Consider the following 22,907-nt stretch of genomic DNA (forward strand, 5'->3'; position numbering starts at 1 on the left):
CTCCAACAAATGTTGAAGCTTTTCGGTGAACATGGAGGGATTCGAACCCCCAACCTCCTCGGCCGTAACGAGGTGCACTATCCAGTTATGCTTTTGTGTTTTTCGTTTGAAGATGTTAATAGAAAAGAATCTTAAGTAAGATACTATGAAGGAATTAGAATAAAGACTGTTTAGGTTTTTCTTACTTGTCAGGTTAACCACATAAAACAAAAAAAGCTCCAACAAATGTTGAAGCTTTTCTGTGAACATGGAGGGATTCGAACCCCCAACCTCCTCGGCCGTAACGAGGTGCACTATCCAGTTATGCTACACGTCCTTTTCGTCCTAAAGACACTGCAAATATAGGTAAAATTTAATATTAGATTCACTTTCAAGAGAATTTTTTTCAATAATTTTCGTTTGTTTACAAGCTTGAAATATTAAAAAACTCTAAATCTTTTGGTTACGATTCTTAGAAAGGATAAAAAAAACTAAATTTACCTTAATCAGGATTATTTTAGAATTGAAAGGGGTATAATACTTCAGGTTTTGTACTTTTGTTATGTAAAATCTTATAAATAAATAATATAATGAAGAAATTTCTCAAAATTTTTGGAGGATTTGTAGTCGTAGTTTTAGCGTTGTTAATCATTTTGCCTTTTTTCTTTAAAGATCAGATTTTAGAAAAAGTAAAAACTGAAATTAATAATACCGTAGATGCGAAGGTGGAGATAGGGGATTTATCACTTTCCATGTTTAAGAATTTTCCAAATTTGTATGTGGAGTTGGAAAATGTTTCTGTTGTTGGGAATAATGAATTTGAAAATGATACGCTTGCATTCGTAGGTAGCTTATATACAGCTGTTGATTTAGGATCGGCAATATCAGGAACAAAAATTGAAGTTGGGGCGATTGTCTTAGCCAATGCAAAAGTAAATGCTTTGGTGCTTGAATCGGGTAAAGCGAATTGGGATATTGCAAAGGAATCAGAAGAAGAGCTTGTGGAAGAGGAAACAGGAGAAGCTTCTGATTTTAAAGTTGTGTTTGAGGAAGTTCGCATTGAAGATTTTTCATTACGTTATGACGATGCATCTTTAAAAACGCTAATGACAATAGATGATTTAGATTTGGCTTTGAATGGTGATTTTTCTGTTAAATCAACCAATTTAAATGTTAACTCTCAAATAACAGGAATTGATTTAGATTATGAAGGCGTAAAATATTTAAAGAAAGCAGAAGTAACATTAGATGCTGTTTTGGCAGCCGACCTTCAAAACATGCTATTCACATTTAAAGAAAACAAATTAACACTTAATGAGTTGGTGTTTGGTGTGGATGGAAATGTTGGAATGCTTGATGATGGTTACAGTATGGATTTAAAAATGAACGCTCAAAAGGCTGATTTTAAAACCTTACTTTCTATGGTTCCGGATGTTTTTAAAGCTGATTTTGAAGGATTAGAAACAACTGGCTCATTAGCCTTAACAGCATTTGCTAAGGGAGAATACAAAGAAGAACAACTTCCTTCATTTGGAGCTAAGCTGAACGTAGAAAAGGCTACTATAAAATATCCAGATCTACCAGAATCTGTTCAGAATATTAATATTGATGCGGAAGTAAATCATCCTGGTGGAGATATGGATTTACTTACAGCCGATGTGAATGCCTTCCATTTTGAGGTGGCTAACAATCCTTTTGATGCAGAAATGCACGTGAAAAATCCAATTTCTGATCCGAACATAAATGGCCTTTTTAAAGGAGTTATCGACTTTTCTAAAATTCGTCATGCAATCCCAATGGATAGTGTTAAAATCACGGGAATTGTAACTTCTGATGTTAGCTTTAGTGGAAGAATGTCTTCAATAGAGAAAGAGGAGTATGAGAAATTCATGGCTAAAGGAGATGTGAAGTTGAAAAACTTTGAGTTTGCAACGCCAGATTTCCCACAAGGAATTAAAATAATCAATTCCGTTCTAAATTTTACGCCTAAGTATATCAGTCTAGCTTCTTTCGATTCTAGAATTGGTAAATCGGATATTAAATTAAAGGGAAGAATTGAAAACTACATTCCTTATGCATTAAAAGATCAGGTGTTGAAAGGAAATTTTAACTTGACTTCGAATTCGTTTAATGTAAATGAATTCATGACAGAGGAGGAAGAGACTGAAGCTACCGGCGACACAATTCCATTAAGCGTGGTTGAGATTCCTGCTAATTTAGATCTTCAATTGGTGTCTTCAATGAAATTAATCCAATTCGATAAAATGAATATCGAAAATGTAAAAGGATTAATTGTGGTTAAAAACGCAAAAGCTCAATTAACGAATTTATCGATGGATATGCTAAAAGGGCAAATGACCATGAATGGCTCATACAGTACCAAGGATGTTAAAAAGCCAAATTTCGATTTTGGTTTAGATGTAAAAGAGTTTGATATTAAATCGACTTACGAGTCTTTAAGTATGGTTAAGAAGATGATCCCCATGGCATTAAACTGCGAAGGAAAAGTATCATCTGATTTGAAGATTGCTTCTTTATTGGATCAGGAAATGAATCCAGTAATGAAAACATTGAATGGAAATGGTGCGATTCATTCTAAGGAAATTATTATAAAGGATAATAAAGCTTTTGATGCTTTAGCTGCAGCCTTGAAAAATGATGATTACAAACGCATTTCAGTTACGCAATTCGATATGAATTTTGTGATTACAAACGGAAATGTAGAGGTAAAACCTTTCGATGCAAAAGTTGCTGGCCATCCTGCTCGTATTTATGGAACGCAATCTGTTGATGGTAAGTTAAATTTTACAATGGATATGAAATTGCCGAAAGAGGAATTGGGTAAAGAAGTAAATCAGTACTTTGATAAATTACCAGGTTTTGATGCTGTGCAAGCCTTAGATGTTGCCGTTAAAATTACAGGAACGGTAGATAATCCGAATGTGAAATTGGATTTAAGTAAAGCGATAAAGCAAGCTCAAAAAGCTGTTGCAAAAGAATTGGAGCGTAAAGCAAAAAAGGAAATTGAGAAGAAAGGAAAAGATTTATTGAGGAAATTATTCAAATAGAATAATTATAAATTAGATATCTTAAGGATATGGTAAAGGGTAGATAATCATGGAGGTTATCTACCCTTTTTGTATGGCAATAAATCCTAGTTGGTGGTGAATGATCAACTTTTGGTGACGAATGGCGTATCGTTAGTTTGAGAGATCTGAAAATTTTAAAACTACTATAGACCATGAGACGAATTAAAATTAACCAGTGGATTTTTGTTTTATCCCTTATTAGCTTTCTTTTTTATTCTTGTTCTGATAGTTCTTCAGAGACTGAAGATCCTATTATACCAGAAGAAGCAGAAGGAAAATATGCGGGATTTGATTTTAAAACTGTACAAGAGTATCAGGTTTCTGTTACTACATCAAATGTTGGAAATGAGGCGTTGGGAGAAGTTTATTTAGAAATGTACACAAACAATCCTTTAGATACTGCTGGTGTCTTAATTCCTGATCATCTAAAAATACGTTGTTATAAAGGTTTAACTAATAGCAATGGAGTTATTGAATGCAAAGTGAATCCGGCTGCAAATACGGATAGTTTATTTGTGTTAACCTATCATGTAGGTTTGCCAAGGCTAACATCTGCATTTTTAAGTGGAGAGAATTTAAATATTGCAATAGGAGGTTCTGATCAAACCAAGTCGGCCGTTAAGTCAATGGCCGTTAAAGTTGATGAAATCCCTACGGTTAAAACAGATAATGGCTATTATATTTTAGGAGATTGGGGTAAAAAAGGTTTACCTGAATACCTTGAGGCTCTTGATGATGAAATTACAAATGAATTTTTAGAAAAAGTAAATGCTTCTTTACCAGAGGGAAATACTTTAATGGAAACACATCCGGAATATTTGGCAGATGGAGATGATGCGAATATTGAAATGATTGATGAGGGTGAGATTTGGGTAACCTTTGTACACGAAGGTGCCGGTTGGAAAAATGCTCTTGGATATTATACTTACCCAACAGGAAGTGAACCTAAAAATATTGATGCAATTGAAGACATGACGATCATATATCCAAATGTTTCAATGGGTAATAAAGATGAATTAAAGTCTGGGAATAAGGTGCAGTTATTGTACTTAGATCAAGACAAAGAGGAATATACTAAATTATTTCCTGCAGGAGTTTCTGTTGGTTGGTTTTTGGTTGCACACGGTTGGCAAGATGGTAAGCGTGAGGTTGATGAAGGAAAATACACCCATTTTTCAAATATTTATTTGAATGAAGAGGAATCTGAAGATCTTCAAAAGCACAATGTTGTTCTTTACGATGATGATTCTGAAAGATTTGTTTTAGGTTTTGAGGACATTCCTAGAAATTCTTCATCTTGTGATCATGATTTTAATGATGCTGTTTTTTATGCGACATTTAATCCAATAACAGCTGTGAAGACTGAAGATTATCAGGCGATTGATGATGAGTCGGATGATGCAGATAATGATGGAATTAGAGATGAGTATGACGAGTATCCTGAAGATGCAACAAAAGCTTTTAACAATTACTATGTAGCAGAAGGAGAGTATGGCTCGCTTGCTTTTGAAGATTTATGGCCAAGTAAAGGCGATTTTGACTTTAATGATTTAGTAGTTGCCTATAATTTTAATCAGATTACGAATGCTGATAATGCTATCGTAGAGATTGATGCTAAGTTTAAGGTGAGAGCAATTGGTGCATCTAAAAAGAATGCTTTTGGTTTTGCTTTGGAAACAGCTTCGTCTAATGTTGCTTCTGTTTCAGGACAACAAATTACAGGTGGATCTTTAAGTATTGCTTCAAACGGAACAGAGAATGGGCAGTCTAAGGCAACGATTATTTGTTTTGACGATCCTTATAATATTCTTGCTCATCCAGGTGGAGGAAGTGGTGTAAATACCGATCCTAATGCTCCTTATTCAACTCCAGAGGTAATGAATTTGTCCATTAAATTTACAAATCCTGTTAATTTTGATGATTTGGGAACTCCTCCTTACAATCCATTTATAATTCTTAATCAGGAAAGAGGGAAAGAAGTACATCTACCAAATCACGAACCAACAGATCTTGCCGATACAAGTTTATTTGGTGAGTATGATGACAATACGAACCCAAGTTTAGGTGATTATTACGTTTCAAGTAAATATTTACCATGGGCCATTAACCTGCCAGTATCCTTTGATCATCCAGTAGAGAAGAAGAGTATTCTTGATTGCTACCTAAAGTTTGATGATTGGGCTAGCAGTAATGGTGTAAATAGCCAAGATTGGTACATGAATGAATCTGGTTACCGTAATTCAGGAAATATATACAGTAAGTAAAAATTAGATTAGTTGATTAGATAATAGGAAAAGGAGAATCGTAATGGTTTTCCTTTTTTTTATTGGTTTGATATTGCTAAATATTGGTGGGGTGAAATAGGAGATAAGGATTACATCAACATATCAAAAGGTAGATTAATTGGCACTTTTATTCCAAAAAACAAGACATGAAAAAAGGGATGGCAACCACTCCATCCCTTTTCTAATTCACTTTAAAACCTGAATTTCCCGAAGAAAATTCGGTTCGAATATAATAATAAATATTTTTATTGTCAAACAAGATGTAAATATTTTACAAAAACAATACTCTAATCAACAGATTATTATATAGCAAAAGAGGATGGTAACCACCCCATCCTCTTTTAATCTATTCACTTTAAACCTTAAAAACGGAAACCGTTTTGCTATTTGTACGCCATGGGTTTCAAAAAAGTTATAAGAAAAGTGATATTTTGAACGAATCTACATAAGAACTATAGTAGATACCTTAATAGTTTCGCTTTTGTATTGAAATAATTATACTCTATTTCAAGGTAAGTATCAAAGCTGTCGTAATAATAGATGCTTTCTGTAAGGTATTCAATGCCAGATATTTCGCCGTAGTTCATGGCCTTTCGTAAAAGGGTGTCGTACTGCTTCTCAGAAAATACATTTTGGTAATCTTTTAAGCTAGATTTGAGGTTTGAAAAAGTTTGAAAAAGTTTTTCATACTCATTTTCTTTTTCCATTTTCTGATATGAAAATTCCTCCATATGGAATTGTTTCATCAGTTTAGCTTGTTTCACTTTGTTTTTATTCTCCCAAAGAGGGATGCTCACGCCAAGCTTTACACCATTTGCTTCTTTCATGATATCTGAACCTAAATATCGATAGCCAATTGTGATTTTGGGTAAAGAAGCGGTTTTAACCAATGAAATTTCTTTAGAAGCCATTTGTTCCGTAGAACTTAGTTGCTTTAAGTAGGGATCCGCATTAACAGCTTTTTCGATATGCGATTTAGCATTCTCGTCTAGTTGCAGTGCAGGGTAATCTTCTAATTTAAAATCTAATTCAATACCTCCATTTTGTTTTCTAAGATCTTGCTTTAAATTACTTATTCTGCTTTGTACCAATTGCAACTGGTTTTTAGTGTTAAGAGCTAGCATCTTAATTTTATTAAGCTCTAAAATGTTCCCATCACCGGCTTTTAGCTTCTTTTGGAAAAAGACACTCAGCTGTTCTGCATTCTTCATTCGTTTACTCAGTTCCTTATTTTGTTTGTTCCTGTAAATTAATTCGAAACAAAGCAATTCAGATTCTAGCAAGACTTCCTGTCTAGTTTTTTCTCTGATATTTTTAAGGTTTGCTATTCTTTCTTCCTTTAGCTGATTTTTATAAATATAGCTGGTTGGGAAATCAAAACTCTGACTTAGTAAAATTTCATATGGCTTGCCCTCTGGTGAAGAAAAACTTTTTTCCCATTCAACTTCAGGGTTGGCAAGGTTGTCTAGAGAGCGAATTCCTAATTTTTGAGCTTCAAGATATTGCTGATGTGCTTTTAGTTTTGGATTGTTTTTTTCAATCTCTTTTAGAATCTCCTGAACAGAGGATTGAGCCATTCCTTGAAAGCTTAATCCTGTTATGATGATGATTAATAGTGTTCTAAGCATTTTCTTTGTTTTTAGAGTTCAGCAACAAATACACAATCGGAATAATGTAAATATTTAATAAAGTAGATGTTAATAATCCACCCAGAATAACAACTGCCATTGGACTTTGAATTTCATTCCCTGGCTCATCACCAGCCAATGCCATAGGTATCAATGCTAAAGCAGCTGTTAATGCTGTCATTAGAATTGGACTTAGTCGGTGGATAGATCCTTGTACAATAATTTCCTTTATCTCGATACCCTTAGCAAGCATATTCTGGTAATTGGAGATGAGCAGAATACCATTACGGGTGGCAATACCAAAGAGGGTAATGAAACCGATAATAGCCGGAATACTCAACATGCCCGAAGTAAAATAGATGGTAAATACACCACCAATAAGTGCTAGCGGTAGATTAATTAAAATAATACTAGCTAACTGAAACGATTTAAACTCCTGAAATAATAATAGGAAAATAATCAAAAGACTAAACAAAGAAGCAATCATCAATGTACGAGAGGCTTTTGCTTCACTTTCAAACTGACCGCCATATTCAATTCTGTAACTTTCGGGTAGCACGATGTCTTGATCTACATTGTTTTGGATGTCATTAACAACACTTCGTAAATCACGATCGGCAACATTGGCTGATACAACCAGCTTCCGCTGAACATTCTCACGACCAACCGTATTCGGTCCTGATTGTGATTTGATATCCGCAACATAGCTAAATGGAATTTTCTTACCATCCCATGTATCAATCAAAGCATTGCGTAGGGCGTTGATATTGCCACGATTTTCTTCGTCATATCGGACAACAAGGTCAAAGGCTTTTACGCCTTCAAAAACGTCTGATACTTTTTCGCCGGCAAAGGCGATATCTATAAAGTCAGAGAAATCTGAAATAGAAATACCATATTTGGCCAACATATCACGCTTAGGGCGGATCTGAATTTGTGGGATTTCAACTTGCTGCTCCACATTCACATCCACAACACCTTCAATTTGATCTATCGAGCTTTTAATTTCATTGGCCATTTGAAACATTTTAGACAAATCTGAGCCAAATATTTTAATGGCGATATTCGCTTTAGTTCCCGATAGGATATGATCAATTCTATGACTTAAGGGTTGACCGATTGCAAAGTTAACACCAGCAATCTGCCCCAACTTTTCCCTTACTTCAGCAAGGAATTCAGCCTTGGTTCTGTCTGTTAGGGTAAAAGGTACTTCAATCTCCGAGGTATTCACTCCAAAAGAGTGTTCATCCAACTCGGCACGACCGGTACGACGAGCTGTTAATCTTGCTTCAGGTATGGTCATTAGAGCCTTTTCCGCAATATTCTTGATTTTATTCGATTCTTCAAGAGAGATACCAGGTTTTGTAATGGCCGTAATCGTTAAAGAACCTTCATTAAAGTCAGGAAGGAAATTTCGACCTAATCCGGTAAGGATAAAAACAGAACCAATAAACAGGACAAATGTGCCTGCTAAAACCCACTTTTTGTAATCTAAAGCCTTTTCTAACGAACTTTTGTACCATTTGTTTAGCTTAGTTACCAACCAACTCTCTTTGCTCTTTTTAGTTAACATTTTGTCGCCTGTTAGCATAAAACTACAAAGTACGGGTGTTACGGTAAGTGCCGTGATTAAAGATGCAAATAGCGACACAATAAAGGCAATTCCCAGAGGTTGAAGCATTCGACCTTCCATTCCTGACAGGAAAAAGAGAGGTATAAAGGCTGCAATAATAATAAAGGTTGCATTTATAATAGAGGAACGAATTTCGCACGAAGCATTATAGATAACGGTAAGTGATTTTTCACGTTTCTCTTTTGGGAGCTTGAAATTCTGACGAAGCCGTTTGTAAACATTCTCAACATCGATAATCGCATCATCTACAAGGTCGCCAATGGCAATAGCCATACCACCCAAGGTCATGGTATTAATGGTAATGCCTAAAAATTTTAAAGTGATCATGGTTGCCAAAAGCGATATTGGAATGGCCAAAAGTGATATGATTGTTGTTCTGTAGTTCATTAGGAACACCAATAAAATAACAATCACAAAAATGGAACCCTCCAGTAATGCTTTCTGTACATTACTAATGGATGAATTGATAAAATCAGCCTGACGGAAAATGTGGGTGTTAACTTTCACATCTTCAGGAAGTGATTTTGATAATTTTTCGATCGAATCATCCAGTTTTTCAGTCAGCTTAAGCGTGTTGATACCCGGTTGTTTTTTAACCGTTAACAAGACAGCTTGTTTGCTGTTAATGGTTCCCAAGCCAATTTTTGGTGCTGCTGCCGCTTTTACCTCGGCAATATCACTAATTCGTATGGGTACATTGTTGTATACTTTAACCACTGAATTCCCCAGTTTATTCACATCAGAAGTACGAGCCATACCACGTATGTTGTACTGGTTTCCAAATTCGTTGATGAAACCGCCCGCTGAGTTTTGATTGGTCGCATTGGCTGCTTCCATTAGTTCATCCAAACTGATGTTGTAATGACGCATTTTTTGAGGATTGGCCTGAATTTGGTATTGCTTGTAATCACCACCGGTAACAACAACCTGTGCAATGCCGTTGATGGCAAGCAGTTGGGGGCGAATACTCCAGTCGGCCAAGGTTCTCAAATCCATAGGAGAAATACTGTCTGATTGCAATCCAATCATTAAAACTTCACCCATTATTGAAGACTGGGGAGCTAAACTTGGATTTCCAGCACCTTCTGGTAAACTCTCAGAAACTGCCATTAACTTTTCACTCACAATTTGGCGAGCTAAGTAAATATCGGTTCCCCATTCGAATTCAACCCATACGATGGAGAATCCAGCCGACGAAGATGAACGTAAACGTCTGATATTAGTGGCGCCATTAACGGCAGTTTCGATTTGGAAGGTCACCAGTTTTTCGACTTCTTCAGGTGCCATTCCGTGTGCTTCAGTCATCACAACCACCGTTGGGGCAGTCAGATCCGGAAACACATCAACATCCATATTGGCTGTTGTGTAGCTACCGCCAATAATCAGGAGGAAGGCTGCAAACATGACCAATATACGGTTGTGTAGTGCGTATTGTATGATATTATTTAACACGATATTTTAAATTTTAGTTTTTGTAAAATTGGTTTAATGTTCATGCGAATGAGCTGGTAAAGCACCTGCCATTGAGGCTAACTTTACAAAATAAGCTCCTTTGCTTACTACTCGTTCGCCAGCTTTTAGTCCTGAAGTAATTTCTACCTCTTGGCCATTGCTAACACCAATATTTACAAATCGTTTTTCGAAACTTTCGCCTGATATCTGCACAAATACATATTTTAAACCTTGATCTTCAAGGATAGCAGACTTTTTAATGTGAAGAACATTATTTGTGCGTTCAGATTTTAGATAGACTTCTACAAAAGAACCAGCATACAAATCAGCTGTTAAATCCAATTCGAAATACAAAGGAGTTGTGTAGTCTTCTTCATGAATGTCTTTTCCATAAGCTATCAATCTACCGTTCAGATCTTCTGTGTTAAATATCTCATCACGATAAGGAAGTCTGAAGTTGGCAGATTTAATACTTGCCAAATGCTTTAGGTGCTTTTGGTAAACATCTGCCTTTAATAGTAGTTTTGAACCCTGATCAACCTTTGCCAAAACAGTTCCTTTTTCGACATATTGGCCTTCTCGAACATAAACAGCACAAATAAAGCCGGTAACTGGCGAGTTGATTTTTAAGCCATTGGCATTGTAGCCTTTGTTGATGCTATTAAATCTTACTTCAGCATTTTCAAAATTACTTTTGGCTTCGATGAATTCTTTCTCCGAAACAATTTGGTCTTCGCGTAAGGTTCTGGTTCTTTCGAATTCAGATTTAGCCTTGGTTAAATCCGTTTTAGCTTTTGTATATTCTGTCGAGATATTGTTTCCGGCTAACTCTTTTCCTGATAAAATGAAAATTGGTGTATTTTTCTTTATTGTTTTACCAGCAAGAATATCGTTCGATTGAAAATGAACAATTCCATTACTTTTTGCTACAATTTGCTTTTCCATGTTCACAGCAGGTAGAAGAGTTCCTGTTGTTTTAATAACTTCTTGGAAGGGAGTTTTTTGAGCTTCCGAAGTTGCAAAATCAATTTTCCAGGCTTGTTCTTTTAGAAAAGTTATTCCTTCGTCTTCCGCAGGTTTGTTTGCATCTGCTTCAGCATGATCTTTATAAACACGAATGTTTTTTGCTGTGAAACGTTCCTTTCCATATTTTGATTCAATATCGAATACTAAGGTGTAAACGCCAGCTTCTTTGGCTTGAATGCTTGGCGTAAATATTCCATCTCGTGCAGGGGCTTCAATTGTTTGGCGAACTCCCTTTTTCCCTTTTATCAGGCTAACTGTAAATTTACCTTCGGTGTAGGGTTTATACGATTCCAGATTGGTTAGGTGAGCAAGGAATTTAGTCGAATGACCCAACATCATGGTTGGAAATTCTACAAAAAGCTCTGTGCTTTCATTAAATAAAGTCAAGCTCTCTGTGGCATGATCTTCGTGGGCTTCTGCTCCCGCTGAATGATCATGTCCTTCGTGACCTGCATTGGAATTGCCCGCAGACTGACAGGCTGCTAATAGGATTGTTAAGCAAAAGCTTATCCAGATATATCTTCTCATTTTAGTTTTTTTTGTGATAATAACTCAAAATATCAATACCAAATGATGCAAGCACTAAACCTGTTTAAGGCTTAGTGGTCGCTCTATTTCTTAATGTTGGTGATCGTGACCATGTTCGTGGTCATGATCATGTTTTGCATCAGCATCATGAGCTTCATTTGCAGTTGAATCAACCGTAAATTCTTCCTGATGATGATTTGCATCTGAATCATGTGAATGTCCTTCTTCACCATGCTTGTGGTCGCAATCATCGTGTTGGTGAACATCAGTTTCACTTTTTGCTTTCTTAGTAGAATTACCACAAGAGGTAAATACAAATCCACTGATGGCTAGAATAAATAGTAATTTTTTCATTTGAGTAATTTTGAGTTGTGTTTTTGTGTTGATAACCTCTCTCTAAATAAGACGTGTAGACCTATGCAGAGAGTGGGTTCATTCAAAAACGAAAAAGTATAATATTGATTATTTTGTTTGAATGGATTTCGTGTAGCAGAATTTTATATTGTACGATGGTAAGTTTGCCTACAGCAAATAAAATTGCATGCGAAAGCAACCAGTCAACAATTTTACAATATTGATAAGCTTACACTAAATTTAAACTAGGAGGACCTCTTCGAAGAGGAGAGAACCGGAGCGGTTCGGGTATTAATTGGTAATTATGAACCCTGAATTTTTGAACTTTTTGGGTGTCATTAACGTCAAAATTAATTAAATCAGCCTTAAGAAAGATCTGATATTTTACTTCTTTCTGAACTCTGTTGTGCGTTAATATACAGCAGGATTCATTGTTGGTTTCGTGTTGGTGATTCCAGTGTGCTCTATTATTACTGTGAGAATTACAAGAACCAGTATGAATGTGATGATGTGATTGTAATACGGAAACTTGATTGTTTTCAGTCTGAACTTCACTGTGATGGTGATGAGGAATTACATCATGCGCAAGCAATACCAGCATCGGTATTATCATGATCAGACATAATAATTGATTCTTTAAATTCCTCATTTTCTAAAATGTATGCAACAAATATAGAGGATCGAAATTTTATTTCCAATAGCTACTAGTTGGTATTATACTTTCGTTAACATTAAAATAAATGCTTATACAATAGTTGTTTAAATAAAAACAGCCATGCAGTAAAACTACATGGCTATTTTTAATATGTGTTTTTTGCAAATTATTTCTTGCAACAATCTTTAGTGCAATCTCCTTTGCATTCTGTTTTTGCTTCAGCAGTAGCTTCAGTCTTTTCTTTTGAACAGCATTCTGTTTTAGCTGTTTCTGTAGTTGCTTTTTCTCCATCACAACAAGCTTTTTTAGCTTCTGCTGTGTGAGTACAACCTTTTTCACAGTCTTTTTTAAGATCTGCACTTACTTCAGTCTTTTCTTTAGAGCAACATGCTTTTTCTTCAGTAGCTGCTTTTGTTTTGTTTCCACAAGAAGTAAATACGAATCCGCAGATTGCAATGGCAAATAATAATTTTTTCATAATTGTTATTGTTTTATGATGATATAATTTTTTTTATTTTTTTTTGGCCGTGTGAATATATTGCTTATTGGTCGCAAAAACAAATCCTACATCCTTTATCAATAAACAATTATAGTGCTTATGATATGCTGATTGAATTTTTCTCAAATTAATAAAAGAAATTGAATATGAACGGTCTGAATGAAAAAAAGACTTGACATTTTTATTTTAATAGGTTAAATTAGTTATTGCTTAATAATTATTTAGTAGTTAAATAGAGTAGGAGTATGTGTTGTTGCGGTTTTATTCTTTACTGTATGAAAGAGAGATGATTGATTGTAAGTTTCGATGGCGAATTGGAATTTTTTAGTGATGATGAAATTGCAAGTAGCTTGTTCTGGTGGGTTGGGGTATTGTATTGCTTGTTCGAATAAATGATTTAACATATCTGAATGTTGTTTTGACACTTCGGAGTGTTGTACTAACAAATCGGACAGTGTTCTGGCTCTTCGTAGTGTTGTACTAACAAATCGGACAGTGTTCTAGCTCTTCGGAGTGATGTACTAACAAATCGGAGTGATGTTCTAGCTCTTCGTAGTGTTGCACTAACAAATCGGAGTGATGTTCTAGCTCTTCGGAGTGTTGTTTTAACTCTTCCGACTGTTGAACGAACCAAACCGAAGTGTAAAATAGTAATAGGCTAAAGAAAGTAAAATCAGAAATAAGAATTAAATATAGTTGTTGGAAGTGTAGAAAGACTAGAAATGGAATAAACAGTTTTATTAATAGTATAAACAAAACCAATAGTTTAAGATGAGTACATCGTATTTTAAATTCAGACAGGAAGAATTGCCTGTAGTAGGAGACATTCTTTTACAATCATTTAAACGTGATCGCAAACAATTCAAAGGATTTTCGGAAGATTATAATGATGAGTATGCGAAATCGGTAAAAGCTCAAATTGAAAAGGTTCAGGATTTGATATTGGCGCCACGATTAACTGCCGAGATTTCGAAAATTACTGAAGATTTGTATGCCAATATGGAAGAGATTATGCCGAAGCTCGATTTGGTAGGCGCTTATGCACAAAGAGCAAATAAAAGCTTACGTGTGAGGAGTTCCGATTTTGGAGTTAAAGAGTGTAAGAAAGAATTGCGCAAAAAAAATGTGGAAGGATTTTCGATTAAAGCGACAATGGTTCTGCAAAATGTTGAGAATAATTATGAAGCGCTAGAGGCGAAAGGTTATAAAAAAGAATTGGGTACAGCAATTGAAAAATTGGCCAAGAAAATTTATGATCTGAACCTAAAACAAGAGAATAAAACGAGTGAGAGAAAACAATTGGTGGTCGAAAACCATGTCGAATTAGATAAGCTTTGGAACATGCTTACTGATATTTCCAAATTGGGTAAGTTGCTAATGAGGAAAGATAAGGCGAAAGCTGAAGATTACATGTTGACCAATGTGCTTACTAAAGTGAGAAAAGTTCCGACTAAATCGGTGAATCAAAAGAAAGTTACACCACCAGTTGCAGCCCAAACGCCAACTGCCGAGGCAAAAAAGAAAGAAGAAGAACCTCAGGTAGAAAAGGCATAATAGGTGGTATATTTTGAATTTAAACAAGAGGTCGTCTCGCAAGAGGTGGCCTCTTGTTTTGTTTGTAAATGCTTTTCAAATTATTTACTATGTTTTATCGGATGTTTTGTAAACAAAAACTAAATTTATGTCGGATTAAAGGAATTTTAAACTTTGCATTTACGACACATCCTTATTATTTGTGTGCTTGTGTAAATGTTACTGATAAAGGAAATGTAAACGTAACTAAGTTACGTTTATATATAAGTTGTGCGTCATGTTGAAGAACAGAGAATCAAAATAATCAATCATGGAAAAAAGACCTAGAATACCAATAAAATTAACCACGACTGATTATCTTTTTGAAATTATCGGAGTTGTTGGAATCGCATGCCTTATTTTCTTACCTATTTATTTCTATGCCGATTTGCCAAATATAATTCCAAAACATTTTAATACTCTTGGACAAGTTGACTCATATGGGAAACGGGGAGTAATTTGGTTATTACCTACAATTGGACTGGTCTTATATGTTGGAATGACTATATTGAATAAATATCCCTTTGCTTTCAATTATCCAACAAAAGTAACATATGACAATGCCGAAAGGCTTTATACACTTGGAACCAGAACAGTTCGACTTTTGAAAGTTGTTGTCACACTCTCATTTCTTTTCCTGAATTTTAAAACTATAGAAATCGCATTAAATAGAGCAGATGGAATAGGGAAATTTTATTTACTAATATTTCTAATTGTATTGGGAACTTTAATAGGAACAATGATTTATAAAATGACAAAAAATAGAACACGAACGCACAACAAAAGTTAAAATTAATGGGCGGTGACGCTCAATTTGATAAAGCAACAAAAACAATAAACGGTAACGGCTCTGATAAGGTGGCAGTTGTAAATCGCCCACAAATTTTAGCAAGACCGTTAGGCACAAGCAAAACACGCAATACGAAATAATATATGGAACTAAGTCAAAAAACGTTAGAAAAATTAAGAATTCTTATAAACGAAGAAACAGAATATCGCTCTGGGCCAAATCTCATTTCTTTTTTTAATGACTTAGGATTTAATAATGCTTATGGGCAAGGATTTCCTTCTAGATGGAAATTTACAGACGAGAAACTATCCAAAATAAATGGGACAGCTGACCTTGATAGATGTATAAAGAAAGTATTTGCTCCTATAAATTATATTGGTCGCTTTGAAGAACTTGATGGATTTATTAAAGACTTCAACCAATATCTTGCATTTGATAAGTGGAACGTTATTAGAAATGATGCAGAAATTTCATTTAAAAGAGCAGATAAAATTAAAATAGAACAAACTGATTCTAAGTCTGAATTAAAAGAAGATGATTTTCTAAAGAATGAGTTTAAAGAGATAAAACTTGAGACTATAGGACTTGATGGAGCTATAACTGATGTCCTAAATCAAAGAATTCAAGAAATAAAAAAATGCTTAAATACAGATGCTCCATTATCTGTAATTTTTCTTTGTGGTAGTGCGCTCGAAGGAATTTTACTTGGAATTGCTTTAAAAAGTCCAAAAGGTTTTAATACAGCATCATCTGCAGCAAAAGATAAACATGGGAAAGTAAAAAAACTTCATGACTGGACTTTGAGTAATTACATAAACACAGCATATGAATTAGGTCTTATTAAAGAAGATGTAAAGAAATTTAGTCATTCTTTAAGAGATTTTAGAAATTACATTCACCCGTACGAACATATGAGTTCTGGTTTTAATCCTGATAAACATACTGCTAAAATTTCATGGCAAGTATTAAAAGCAGCGATATTTCAATTGGGGAAATAAATGCCAGTGCCTAACAAAAGTAACCGTTGCACAATCAACTAATATTTCTAAGGAATAAGATAAAAGCCTTAAATGTTTGTGGATTCACAAGCTTTTAAGGCTTTACTTTTTCAGTTAATAAGTTGTAGATTTTGAATTATTAAGTGCCTAAAACGGGTTTGAGTAAGCCAAATATGCTTTTTAAAATAGCGAAATGACTAATCGCCTGATTAGTCATTGTTTCTGCATTTTTTGTAACAAATTTCAAGAGTTTTTTAAGGTTATAAGCACAAGCGGACATGTGCATGACTTTGTTTGCCTGAGCAATTACGATTTAAATCCATAGGCCGTGTTAAGCTTTCAAAACCCAGGTTCGACTGTTGATTTAAAAAGAATATATTGTTAGATTTGATTCTGCTAAGTATTTTTTTTAATTGTAGTTAGCATTCCCTATTGGAGGGATAACAACAATGTTGTTGTTATAAATTAGTTGGGCAAAATTTAAGAGAACGATGCAGAAACTAACAGCAATATTGATTTTTTTGATTTTCGGAACAGTGGCATTTGGACAATTATCATTTTTACCGAATGACATTTCCAAAGCAAAGAAACTCTTACCCGATAAGATTAAAACGATTAGACAATACAAGGGAGATTTATTACTAAATGTTAGAGAATATGACACATTAATGAATATGACTTTTAGTCATTATAAACAATATGTGCGTGAGAATTGGAATGGAAAATACATAACGATGATAACTGGAAATCTTTATGACGATTCGGGCGTTTTGTTAAAGTCATATCATTTACATTCAAATGCAGGATTATCGATTTGGTATTACGAATATGATAGTCTTGGTAATAATATTGAACTGTCAATGAGGAATAATGACTACGAACATCATGATAGTTTGATAAATACAAATCCTTATCGTTACATTGCTGAAATCACGAACATTAATGAACTTGCTTCTCATCCAAAGATTAAGGAGATTGAACGAAAAGCACAGAAGTATTTACATTGGAAACGGACTTATGATTCTATTGGAAATATGCTGACAGAGTTATCATTTAAAGAAAATGGTGATACATCTGGATACCAACGATACGAATACGATGAAAATAACAACAATATTTACTTCTATAATGAATGGTCTAAAGAAAATCATTGGGAATATTATTATGAATATGAAAAGGAATATTCATTTTATGAGGAGGATTTAGAAACTGAACCAAAACAGACAAACTTACTGCAAAGTGTTCGTGTTGACTTTGACTGGAGAGAAAACAGAAAAAGAATATCTGATATTACCTTTTACAAATACGACAAGAATGATAGACTTATTGAAAAATCCAAGTATGACAAAGGTGAATTTCAGGATAAATATGTGTATGAATACAACGAATTAGGACAAGTAATTAAGCGGACAGCTTATGTTTATAACCCTAACAAGATTGCAAGCATTGAAACATACACATACAATAAAGAAGGAAATGTAATTAAAGAAACAGATGAAGACCTTCGTTCTGAAGAGAAAACAGAGAGTGAGTATCGGTATGAATATGAATACTATAAATAAAAACTTTGCCCAACATTTTGTATAAGTAATGGCAGCCAAAGTAGTAAATATCAAGGTTTGTAGCCCGCCCAAACTGCGTAGCGGTTTGACAGGGAACTACCACGTAATCTGCCACTACTCATACAATTTACCGTTAGCAGGCATTTTAAAAAAAAAACAACGATGAATCAAGAATTAAAGAAATATTTAGAATCAGAAACTTCAGATAAACTATTCTATTATTTCAAATTTGAGGGTTTATTGGACTTTAATAAAAAGATTGTTGCGGGAACAGTTCTACACGAAAGAAATTATGACACCAAAATTTTAATCAGCGAAAAATCAAAACTTCAAGAATCATTAAAGAGACAGATTGCGGAATTTGAAGACAGATCAGTATTTGAATATAAAATACGAAAAGAACAAAAGAAGAGCTTAATTCATAGTTTGATTTTTACTGTGACTATAGTTTCATTTTATATTTACTGGTATTTTGAATTACCTGACAATAGAATGACTCCAACTTATCTTCTTATTGCATGTAATATAACATTTTCATTATTAATGATTTATAAATTAATGTCTTTTAAGAAGAGTATTAACTACGAAATTAAACGAGCAGAACAAGACTGTAAATTACAAAAACAGAAATTAGAAATAATTGATCAGGAATGGAAATTTGAATAAAAAACGCCTGCTAACAAAAGTAACCGTTGCACAATCAACTAATATTTCTAAGAAATAAGATAAAAGCCTTAAATGTTTGTGGATTCACAAGCTTTTAAGGCTTTACTTTTTCAGTTAATAAGTTGTAGATTTTGAATTATTAAGTGCTTAAAACGGGTTTGAGTAAGCCAAATATGCTTTTTAAAATAGCGAAATGACTAATCGCCTGATTAGTCATTGTTTCAGCTGTTTTTCTAATAAACTTCAACATCTTTTTAAGATTGTAAGCATTAGCTGACATGTGCATCACCTTGTTTGCCTGAGCAATTACGATTTAAATCCATAGGCCGTGTTAAGCTTTCAAAAACCAGATTCGACTGTTGATTTAAAAAGAATATATTGTTAGATTTGATTCTGCTAAGTATTTTTTTTAATTGTAGTTAGCATTCCCTATTGGAGGGATAACAACAATGTTGTTGTTATAAATTAGTTGTGGTGCATTTCCAAAAAGAACAGCAGCAAAATTATCTTGAAAGATTAAATTTTATATATTTGCATGCTCATGGTTCAAGATATTAACTACATATCAGTACTGAAGTCGGTATAATAGGCAGGTTTCCAATTCTTTGACAAGAATGACCTGTCGAAACTTCATTAACACCGATTAGTTTGACTTTAAAGTCAGACCTAATATAGGTACATATAATCCAAATATTTTTTAACTTATTACGCTTCAAGGGGGGATACTGATTTAGCAGTATTTATTCTCGTGGAGGGCTTCATACTATGAAAAACTATCAAATGAATAAATTATTGGCAATATTCTTCATATTAATTTTTATAATATCGTGCGATAAAAATGAAAGAACACTTGATTCTGTTCCGTCTAATTATATTTCGGTTGATGATTTAAGAGTTCATTTCAAAGAATACGGACAAGGCGATAAAACCCTGATATTCGTTCACGGTTGGGGATGTGATTTAAACACATGGAAGTATCAGTTTGATTATTTCAAAGACAAGTACCATCTGGTTTTTATAGACTTGCCAGGTCATGGAAAAAGCGATAAACCAAAAATAAATTATACGATTGATTATTTTGCTCAATCGGTAAAATACGTAATGGATGATTTAGGAATTAAAAGTCCGATTCTTATTGGACATAGTATGGGATTCCCAGTTTGTCAACAAGTAATAAGAAAATTAAATGATAACACTGCTAGCATTTGCAATGTAGATGGTGTGTATTTCAAATTTCCCCAAGACAGCATTGAAAATGTAAAGTATAAAAATGAGTTGAGTGCTTTTGCAAAAATGTTTAAAGGAATTAACTACGAGAAAAATGCAAGACAATTTATTTCTGGATTTATAACAGATAAAACACCAGAATATGCAAAAGAATATATATTGTCAACAATGACAAGTAATCCAGAGTATGTTGGTTGTAGCTCAATGAATGATATGATTGATGAAAAATACTGGAAGGAAGATGTAATATATAATCAAGCACTTGCTATTTACGCTAAAACCTTTGAACTTCCTGTAGATAATAAGTCATATTTGGAATCACTATTTCATAACCTGACATATCATGAGATAAGAGATGTAAATCACTTTCTTATGATGGAAAAGCCAATTGAATTTAATAATCTTCTTGAAAGATTTATAGAACAAAAATAAATGACAGAATGAATTCTAAAGAGTTGAAAATAAGAAAGGAAAAAACTAAAGATTTCCGGGCAGTTTTTACACTAATCAGAGAAGCATTTAAAAATGAACAGTATAGTGACCATAAAGAACAGTTCTTGGTAGAGCGGTTAAGAAAATCAAGTGCTTTTATTCCAGAACTTTCAATAGTAGCAGTAAATGATAATAAAATAGTTGGGCATATTCTCTTAACCAAGTTGAAGATTATAAGTGATAAAAATGTATTCCATTCTTTAGCTCTAGCTCCAGTATCCGTTTCAACTGAATATCAAGGAAAGGGAGTTGGAGGAAAGCTAATAAACCAAGCACACAAAATGGCAAAAGAATTAGGGTATAAATCAATCGTTCTTCTTGGACACGAAAAATATTATCCCAGATTTGGTTACGAACAAGCTGCTAAGTATGGAATTAAATTACCTTTTGAAGTTCCAAAAGAGAATTGTATGGCAATTGAATTAGTTGAGAATGGACTAAATGGCGTGAATGGAATGGTTGAATATCCTAAAGAATTTAATGAATAGGAAAAAATACGACACCACAACACACGCTCACATAACATAGGCGGATAGGGGGTTTTCGAAGGTTTTATGCTTTTATGGGCAACGGCAAGGCAGCCATTTCAGAATAGTTATAGTTAAATTTAATCCTAAAATAGCTACCTTGCCTTTTTATAAAAATTGATACATAAATCAACTAAGGCGCCTACGTTACACAGCGCCATCCGTTGTGGGTAATGCAAAAAAACAGCACACTAGTATATTTATCGATACAACTATAATCAACACAAAGATGACAGACTATTTACAAATATTCAAATCAAGATTCGTTAACGACGAAATGTTCTTTGCCCAAGAAAAAATAGATAACAAATACGACACAGTATTTGCATATCTTAAAAAATTCAAAATGTCCTGGTTTGCGACACAGTTAAATACCTTTATCGCAATCAGTCAGATTGAAGGTGAAATAACAAAGGATACTCTTAAGGACTATTCGTCAAAAACATATAAGTATGCACTGAAAAATCATAAAGGTTGGCCACGTGGAATACAAGCTGGAGTTGGTTCAATTTCTGTTTTGATTGGAACTAGTGTCTCAAAGGAATCGATTGATTATTGTAAAAAGCTATCAAAAAAACATTGGTCTGCTTTTGAAATTCCGGTAATAGTTGATTTGAGCAAAATGCAAGTTATTAGATTTGACAAAAGGCCTGTATGGGGGACAATATATTTTCCATATCTAAAAGCGCTAATTGATAGCAAAATCGAATCTGTAATGAATGAAAGTAAATAATAAGCACATACCCACAACAATAGCTCATATATCATAGGGCGTTTAAGCTGTTACACGAGCTTCAGCAGTTTCTAGCAGCTCCGCCAAATCAGAGATTTGACAGAGTCTGAACTTTGAAATTACTCGTAAAATCTCTGATTTGGCTCTGTGACGGTTAAGAAGGAAAGTGATTTCTAATGCCCTACGATACATAGCTGAGCCGTTGTGAGTAATTAGAAAACAACATTATTGATTTAAAGTTAATCGTTTAAATCCCATTGCAGTATTGCCTGTTTCCCGTTTAAATATTTTTTGGAGATTGGTCGGTTCATCAAATCCAAACCTATAAGCAATTTCTTTTACGGATAAATTAGTACTGCTCAAATACCTTTTTATTTCTAATACTAAAAAATATGAGATAAATTCCTTGGCTGTTTTATTACTTATTGCTTTGCATACCTCATTTAGATGCTTATAGCTAATATTCATAGCTTCTGCATAAAACTTAGCATTTTTATTATTTATTAATCCTTTTTCTAATAAATTACCAAATTCTTTAAATTGCTCATAATATTTATGTTGCTCAAATGACGTACGCTTTTCACGAGAAATTCTTTCCGTTTTTAAAAGTAAAGCATTCAGAAAAGTTCCTATAATTTTCCCTTTCATTTCGTCCTGATCTATATTGTATTCAAAATTGATACGTTCAATTAATCCAAGAAGATCATTGTAGCTTCTATCATCTAAATTGAGCAATGGTTTGTTTATGTGATAATTAAATATATTTACGTGATTTTTAAGATGCGTATGATTTAAGTTTTTTTGAAGAAAGTTATCGGAGAATAAAACAACGATACCTTTCATTTTGGAATTCTTTTCAAATTTTTGAATTTGATTTTTAGCAATGAGTATGAAGGAACCTTTCTTTAAAAAATAATTTTCATAATCAATGTAATGCCATCCTTCTCCTTCTGTAATTAGCATCATGGTATAATACGAAAAGCGATGTATTTCGTAAATGGAGTTGTTCGTATCTTCAGTAGTGTGCATGCTTGCCAATGAACCTATGTAGAATTGAAATTCATCAAATTCACTACTAACACAATATAAATCTGGAATAGGATCGCTCATAAATGCAATATAAATTGATGATTCTTAATAAACAAAATCTGCATAAACTTATAGAAAATCTATAACACTGATAGAATAATTTTTATCAGTGTCATAGATTAC

General features: G+C 33.8%; 19 protein-coding genes and 2 tRNA genes. 10 read left to right on the forward strand and 11 right to left on the reverse strand.

The window, feature by feature from the left end; all coding sequences use genetic code 11:
- Nucleotides 1-29: 29 nt before the first annotated feature.
- Together L3049_RS16470 and L3049_RS16475 are read right to left on the reverse strand one after the other, a co-directional pair.
- Nucleotides 30-92, reverse strand: a tRNA-Arg gene (locus L3049_RS16470).
- Between the two features lie 150 nt (nucleotides 93-242).
- Nucleotides 243-316: transfer RNA gene (locus L3049_RS16475), tRNA-Arg, on the reverse strand.
- A gap of 253 nt (nucleotides 317-569) precedes the next feature.
- Between L3049_RS16475 and L3049_RS16480 the strand changes: the two genes are divergently transcribed.
- Nucleotides 570-3,047 carry an AsmA-like C-terminal region-containing protein gene (locus tag L3049_RS16480; protein WP_275110917.1) on the forward strand — a complete coding sequence of 826 codons (2,478 nt, stop codon included), beginning with the start codon at nucleotides 570-572 and terminating at the stop codon, nucleotides 3,045-3,047.
- Nucleotides 3,048-3,220: 173 nt separating this feature from the next.
- The gene (locus L3049_RS16485) at nucleotides 3,221-5,332 is read left to right on the forward strand and encodes an LruC domain-containing protein (protein WP_275110918.1); all 2,112 of its coding nucleotides are present in this window, start codon (nucleotides 3,221-3,223) and stop codon (nucleotides 5,330-5,332) included.
- A gap of 473 nt (nucleotides 5,333-5,805) precedes the next feature.
- Here L3049_RS16485 and L3049_RS16490 read toward each other — a convergent pair whose 3' ends face one another.
- The 8 genes from L3049_RS16490 to L3049_RS16525 form a co-directional block, all read right to left on the reverse strand.
- The gene (locus tag L3049_RS16490) at nucleotides 5,806-6,981 is read right to left on the reverse strand and encodes a TolC family protein (RefSeq protein ID WP_275110919.1); all 1,176 of its coding nucleotides are present in this window, start codon (nucleotides 6,979-6,981) and stop codon (nucleotides 5,806-5,808) included.
- Nucleotides 6,974-10,066, reverse strand: a complete 3,093-nt coding sequence (locus L3049_RS16495; protein ID WP_275110920.1) for an efflux RND transporter permease subunit — start codon at nucleotides 10,064-10,066, stop codon at nucleotides 6,974-6,976. The genes L3049_RS16490 and L3049_RS16495 overlap by 8 nt, the downstream gene beginning before the upstream one ends.
- Before the next feature lie 33 nt (nucleotides 10,067-10,099).
- Nucleotides 10,100-11,620 carry an efflux RND transporter periplasmic adaptor subunit gene (locus L3049_RS16500; RefSeq protein ID WP_275110921.1) on the reverse strand — a complete coding sequence of 507 codons (1,521 nt, stop codon included), beginning with the start codon at nucleotides 11,618-11,620 and terminating at the stop codon, nucleotides 10,100-10,102.
- A 90-nt stretch (nucleotides 11,621-11,710) separates the two neighbouring features.
- Nucleotides 11,711-11,974: a hypothetical protein gene (locus L3049_RS16505; RefSeq protein ID WP_275110922.1), complete on the reverse strand. Its 264-nt coding sequence runs from the start codon at nucleotides 11,972-11,974 to the stop codon at nucleotides 11,711-11,713.
- A 229-nt stretch (nucleotides 11,975-12,203) separates the two neighbouring features.
- Nucleotides 12,204-12,623: a hypothetical protein gene (locus tag L3049_RS16510; RefSeq protein WP_275110923.1), complete on the reverse strand. Its 420-nt coding sequence runs from the start codon at nucleotides 12,621-12,623 to the stop codon at nucleotides 12,204-12,206.
- Nucleotides 12,624-12,795: 172 nt separating this feature from the next.
- Nucleotides 12,796-13,107 carry a hypothetical protein gene (locus L3049_RS16515; RefSeq protein WP_275110924.1) on the reverse strand — a complete coding sequence of 104 codons (312 nt, stop codon included), beginning with the start codon at nucleotides 13,105-13,107 and terminating at the stop codon, nucleotides 12,796-12,798.
- A 242-nt stretch (nucleotides 13,108-13,349) separates the two neighbouring features.
- On the reverse strand, nucleotides 13,350-13,532 hold the full coding sequence (locus L3049_RS16520) for a hypothetical protein (RefSeq protein WP_275110925.1): 183 nt from the start codon (nucleotides 13,530-13,532) through the stop codon (nucleotides 13,350-13,352).
- A gap of 76 nt (nucleotides 13,533-13,608) precedes the next feature.
- The gene (locus tag L3049_RS16525) at nucleotides 13,609-13,884 is read right to left on the reverse strand and encodes a hypothetical protein (RefSeq protein WP_275110926.1); all 276 of its coding nucleotides are present in this window, start codon (nucleotides 13,882-13,884) and stop codon (nucleotides 13,609-13,611) included.
- 15 nt (nucleotides 13,885-13,899) lie between these two features.
- On the opposite strand from L3049_RS16525, the gene L3049_RS16530 reads away from it, so the two are divergent.
- The 8 genes from L3049_RS16530 (at nucleotide 13,900) to L3049_RS16565 (ending at nucleotide 21,695) form a co-directional block, all read left to right on the forward strand.
- Complete coding sequence (locus L3049_RS16530; RefSeq protein WP_275110927.1) at nucleotides 13,900-14,682, forward strand: hypothetical protein; 783 nt, start codon at nucleotides 13,900-13,902, stop codon at nucleotides 14,680-14,682.
- 289 nt (nucleotides 14,683-14,971) lie between these two features.
- Nucleotides 14,972-15,490: a DUF1648 domain-containing protein gene (locus L3049_RS16535; protein ID WP_275110928.1), complete on the forward strand. Its 519-nt coding sequence runs from the start codon at nucleotides 14,972-14,974 to the stop codon at nucleotides 15,488-15,490.
- A 143-nt stretch (nucleotides 15,491-15,633) separates the two neighbouring features.
- Nucleotides 15,634-16,488, forward strand: a complete 855-nt coding sequence (locus L3049_RS16540) for a hypothetical protein (RefSeq protein WP_275110929.1) — start codon at nucleotides 15,634-15,636, stop codon at nucleotides 16,486-16,488.
- Nucleotides 16,489-16,979: 491 nt separating this feature from the next.
- Nucleotides 16,980-18,050 carry a hypothetical protein gene (locus L3049_RS16545; protein ID WP_275110930.1) on the forward strand — a complete coding sequence of 357 codons (1,071 nt, stop codon included), beginning with the start codon at nucleotides 16,980-16,982 and terminating at the stop codon, nucleotides 18,048-18,050.
- Nucleotides 18,051-18,212: 162 nt separating this feature from the next.
- Nucleotides 18,213-18,716: a hypothetical protein gene (locus tag L3049_RS16550; RefSeq protein ID WP_275110931.1), complete on the forward strand. Its 504-nt coding sequence runs from the start codon at nucleotides 18,213-18,215 to the stop codon at nucleotides 18,714-18,716.
- 780 nt (nucleotides 18,717-19,496) lie between these two features.
- Nucleotides 19,497-20,375, forward strand: coding sequence for an alpha/beta fold hydrolase (locus L3049_RS16555; RefSeq protein WP_275110932.1), 879 nt, complete (start codon nucleotides 19,497-19,499; stop codon nucleotides 20,373-20,375).
- A gap of 8 nt (nucleotides 20,376-20,383) precedes the next feature.
- A complete protein-coding gene (locus tag L3049_RS16560) occupies nucleotides 20,384-20,923 on the forward strand; it encodes a GNAT family N-acetyltransferase (protein ID WP_275110933.1) in 540 nt (179 codons plus the stop codon).
- 268 nt (nucleotides 20,924-21,191) lie between these two features.
- Nucleotides 21,192-21,695: a hypothetical protein gene (locus tag L3049_RS16565; RefSeq protein WP_275110934.1), complete on the forward strand. Its 504-nt coding sequence runs from the start codon at nucleotides 21,192-21,194 to the stop codon at nucleotides 21,693-21,695.
- A 225-nt stretch (nucleotides 21,696-21,920) separates the two neighbouring features.
- Here the strand turns inward: L3049_RS16565 and L3049_RS16570 are convergent, their stop codons facing one another.
- Entirely contained in the window at nucleotides 21,921-22,805 is an 885-nt protein-coding gene (locus L3049_RS16570; protein WP_342753461.1) for an AraC family transcriptional regulator, read from the reverse strand.
- Between the last annotated feature and the right edge of the window lie 102 nt (nucleotides 22,806-22,907).

This window comes from Labilibaculum sp. DW002, from assembly GCF_029029525.1.
Lineage (GTDB): Bacteria > Bacteroidota > Bacteroidia > Bacteroidales > Marinifilaceae > Paralabilibaculum > Paralabilibaculum antarcticum.

Bases quoted from the DNA above. Each gene is read 5' to 3' on its own strand.
- L3049_RS16535 (WP_275110928.1), top strand. From the start codon at position 14,972: ATGGAAAAAAGACCTAGAATACCAATAAAATTAACCACGACTGATTAT.
- L3049_RS16520 (WP_275110925.1), bottom strand. From the start codon at position 13,532: ATGTTAAATCATTTATTCGAACAAGCAATACAATACCCCAACCCACCA.
- L3049_RS16540 (WP_275110929.1), top strand. From the start codon at position 15,634: ATGGAACTAAGTCAAAAAACGTTAGAAAAATTAAGAATTCTTATAAAC.
- L3049_RS16485 (WP_275110918.1), top strand. From the start codon at position 3,221: ATGAGACGAATTAAAATTAACCAGTGGATTTTTGTTTTATCCCTTATT.
- L3049_RS16565 (WP_275110934.1), top strand. From the start codon at position 21,192: ATGACAGACTATTTACAAATATTCAAATCAAGATTCGTTAACGACGAA.
- L3049_RS16555 (WP_275110932.1), top strand. From the start codon at position 19,497: ATGAATAAATTATTGGCAATATTCTTCATATTAATTTTTATAATATCG.
- L3049_RS16505 (WP_275110922.1), bottom strand. From the start codon at position 11,974: ATGAAAAAATTACTATTTATTCTAGCCATCAGTGGATTTGTATTTACC.
- L3049_RS16500 (WP_275110921.1), bottom strand. From the start codon at position 11,620: ATGAGAAGATATATCTGGATAAGCTTTTGCTTAACAATCCTATTAGCA.
- L3049_RS16560 (WP_275110933.1), top strand. From the start codon at position 20,384: ATGAATTCTAAAGAGTTGAAAATAAGAAAGGAAAAAACTAAAGATTTC.
- L3049_RS16550 (WP_275110931.1), top strand. From the start codon at position 18,213: ATGAATCAAGAATTAAAGAAATATTTAGAATCAGAAACTTCAGATAAA.
- L3049_RS16515 (WP_275110924.1), bottom strand. From the start codon at position 13,107: ATGAAAAAATTATTATTTGCCATTGCAATCTGCGGATTCGTATTTACT.
- L3049_RS16490 (WP_275110919.1), bottom strand. From the start codon at position 6,981: ATGCTTAGAACACTATTAATCATCATCATAACAGGATTAAGCTTTCAA.
- L3049_RS16570 (WP_342753461.1), bottom strand. From the start codon at position 22,805: ATGAGCGATCCTATTCCAGATTTATATTGTGTTAGTAGTGAATTTGAT.
- L3049_RS16545 (WP_275110930.1), top strand. From the start codon at position 16,980: ATGCAGAAACTAACAGCAATATTGATTTTTTTGATTTTCGGAACAGTG.
- L3049_RS16530 (WP_275110927.1), top strand. From the start codon at position 13,900: ATGAGTACATCGTATTTTAAATTCAGACAGGAAGAATTGCCTGTAGTA.
- L3049_RS16510 (WP_275110923.1), bottom strand. From the start codon at position 12,623: ATGAGGAATTTAAAGAATCAATTATTATGTCTGATCATGATAATACCG.
- L3049_RS16480 (WP_275110917.1), top strand. From the start codon at position 570: ATGAAGAAATTTCTCAAAATTTTTGGAGGATTTGTAGTCGTAGTTTTA.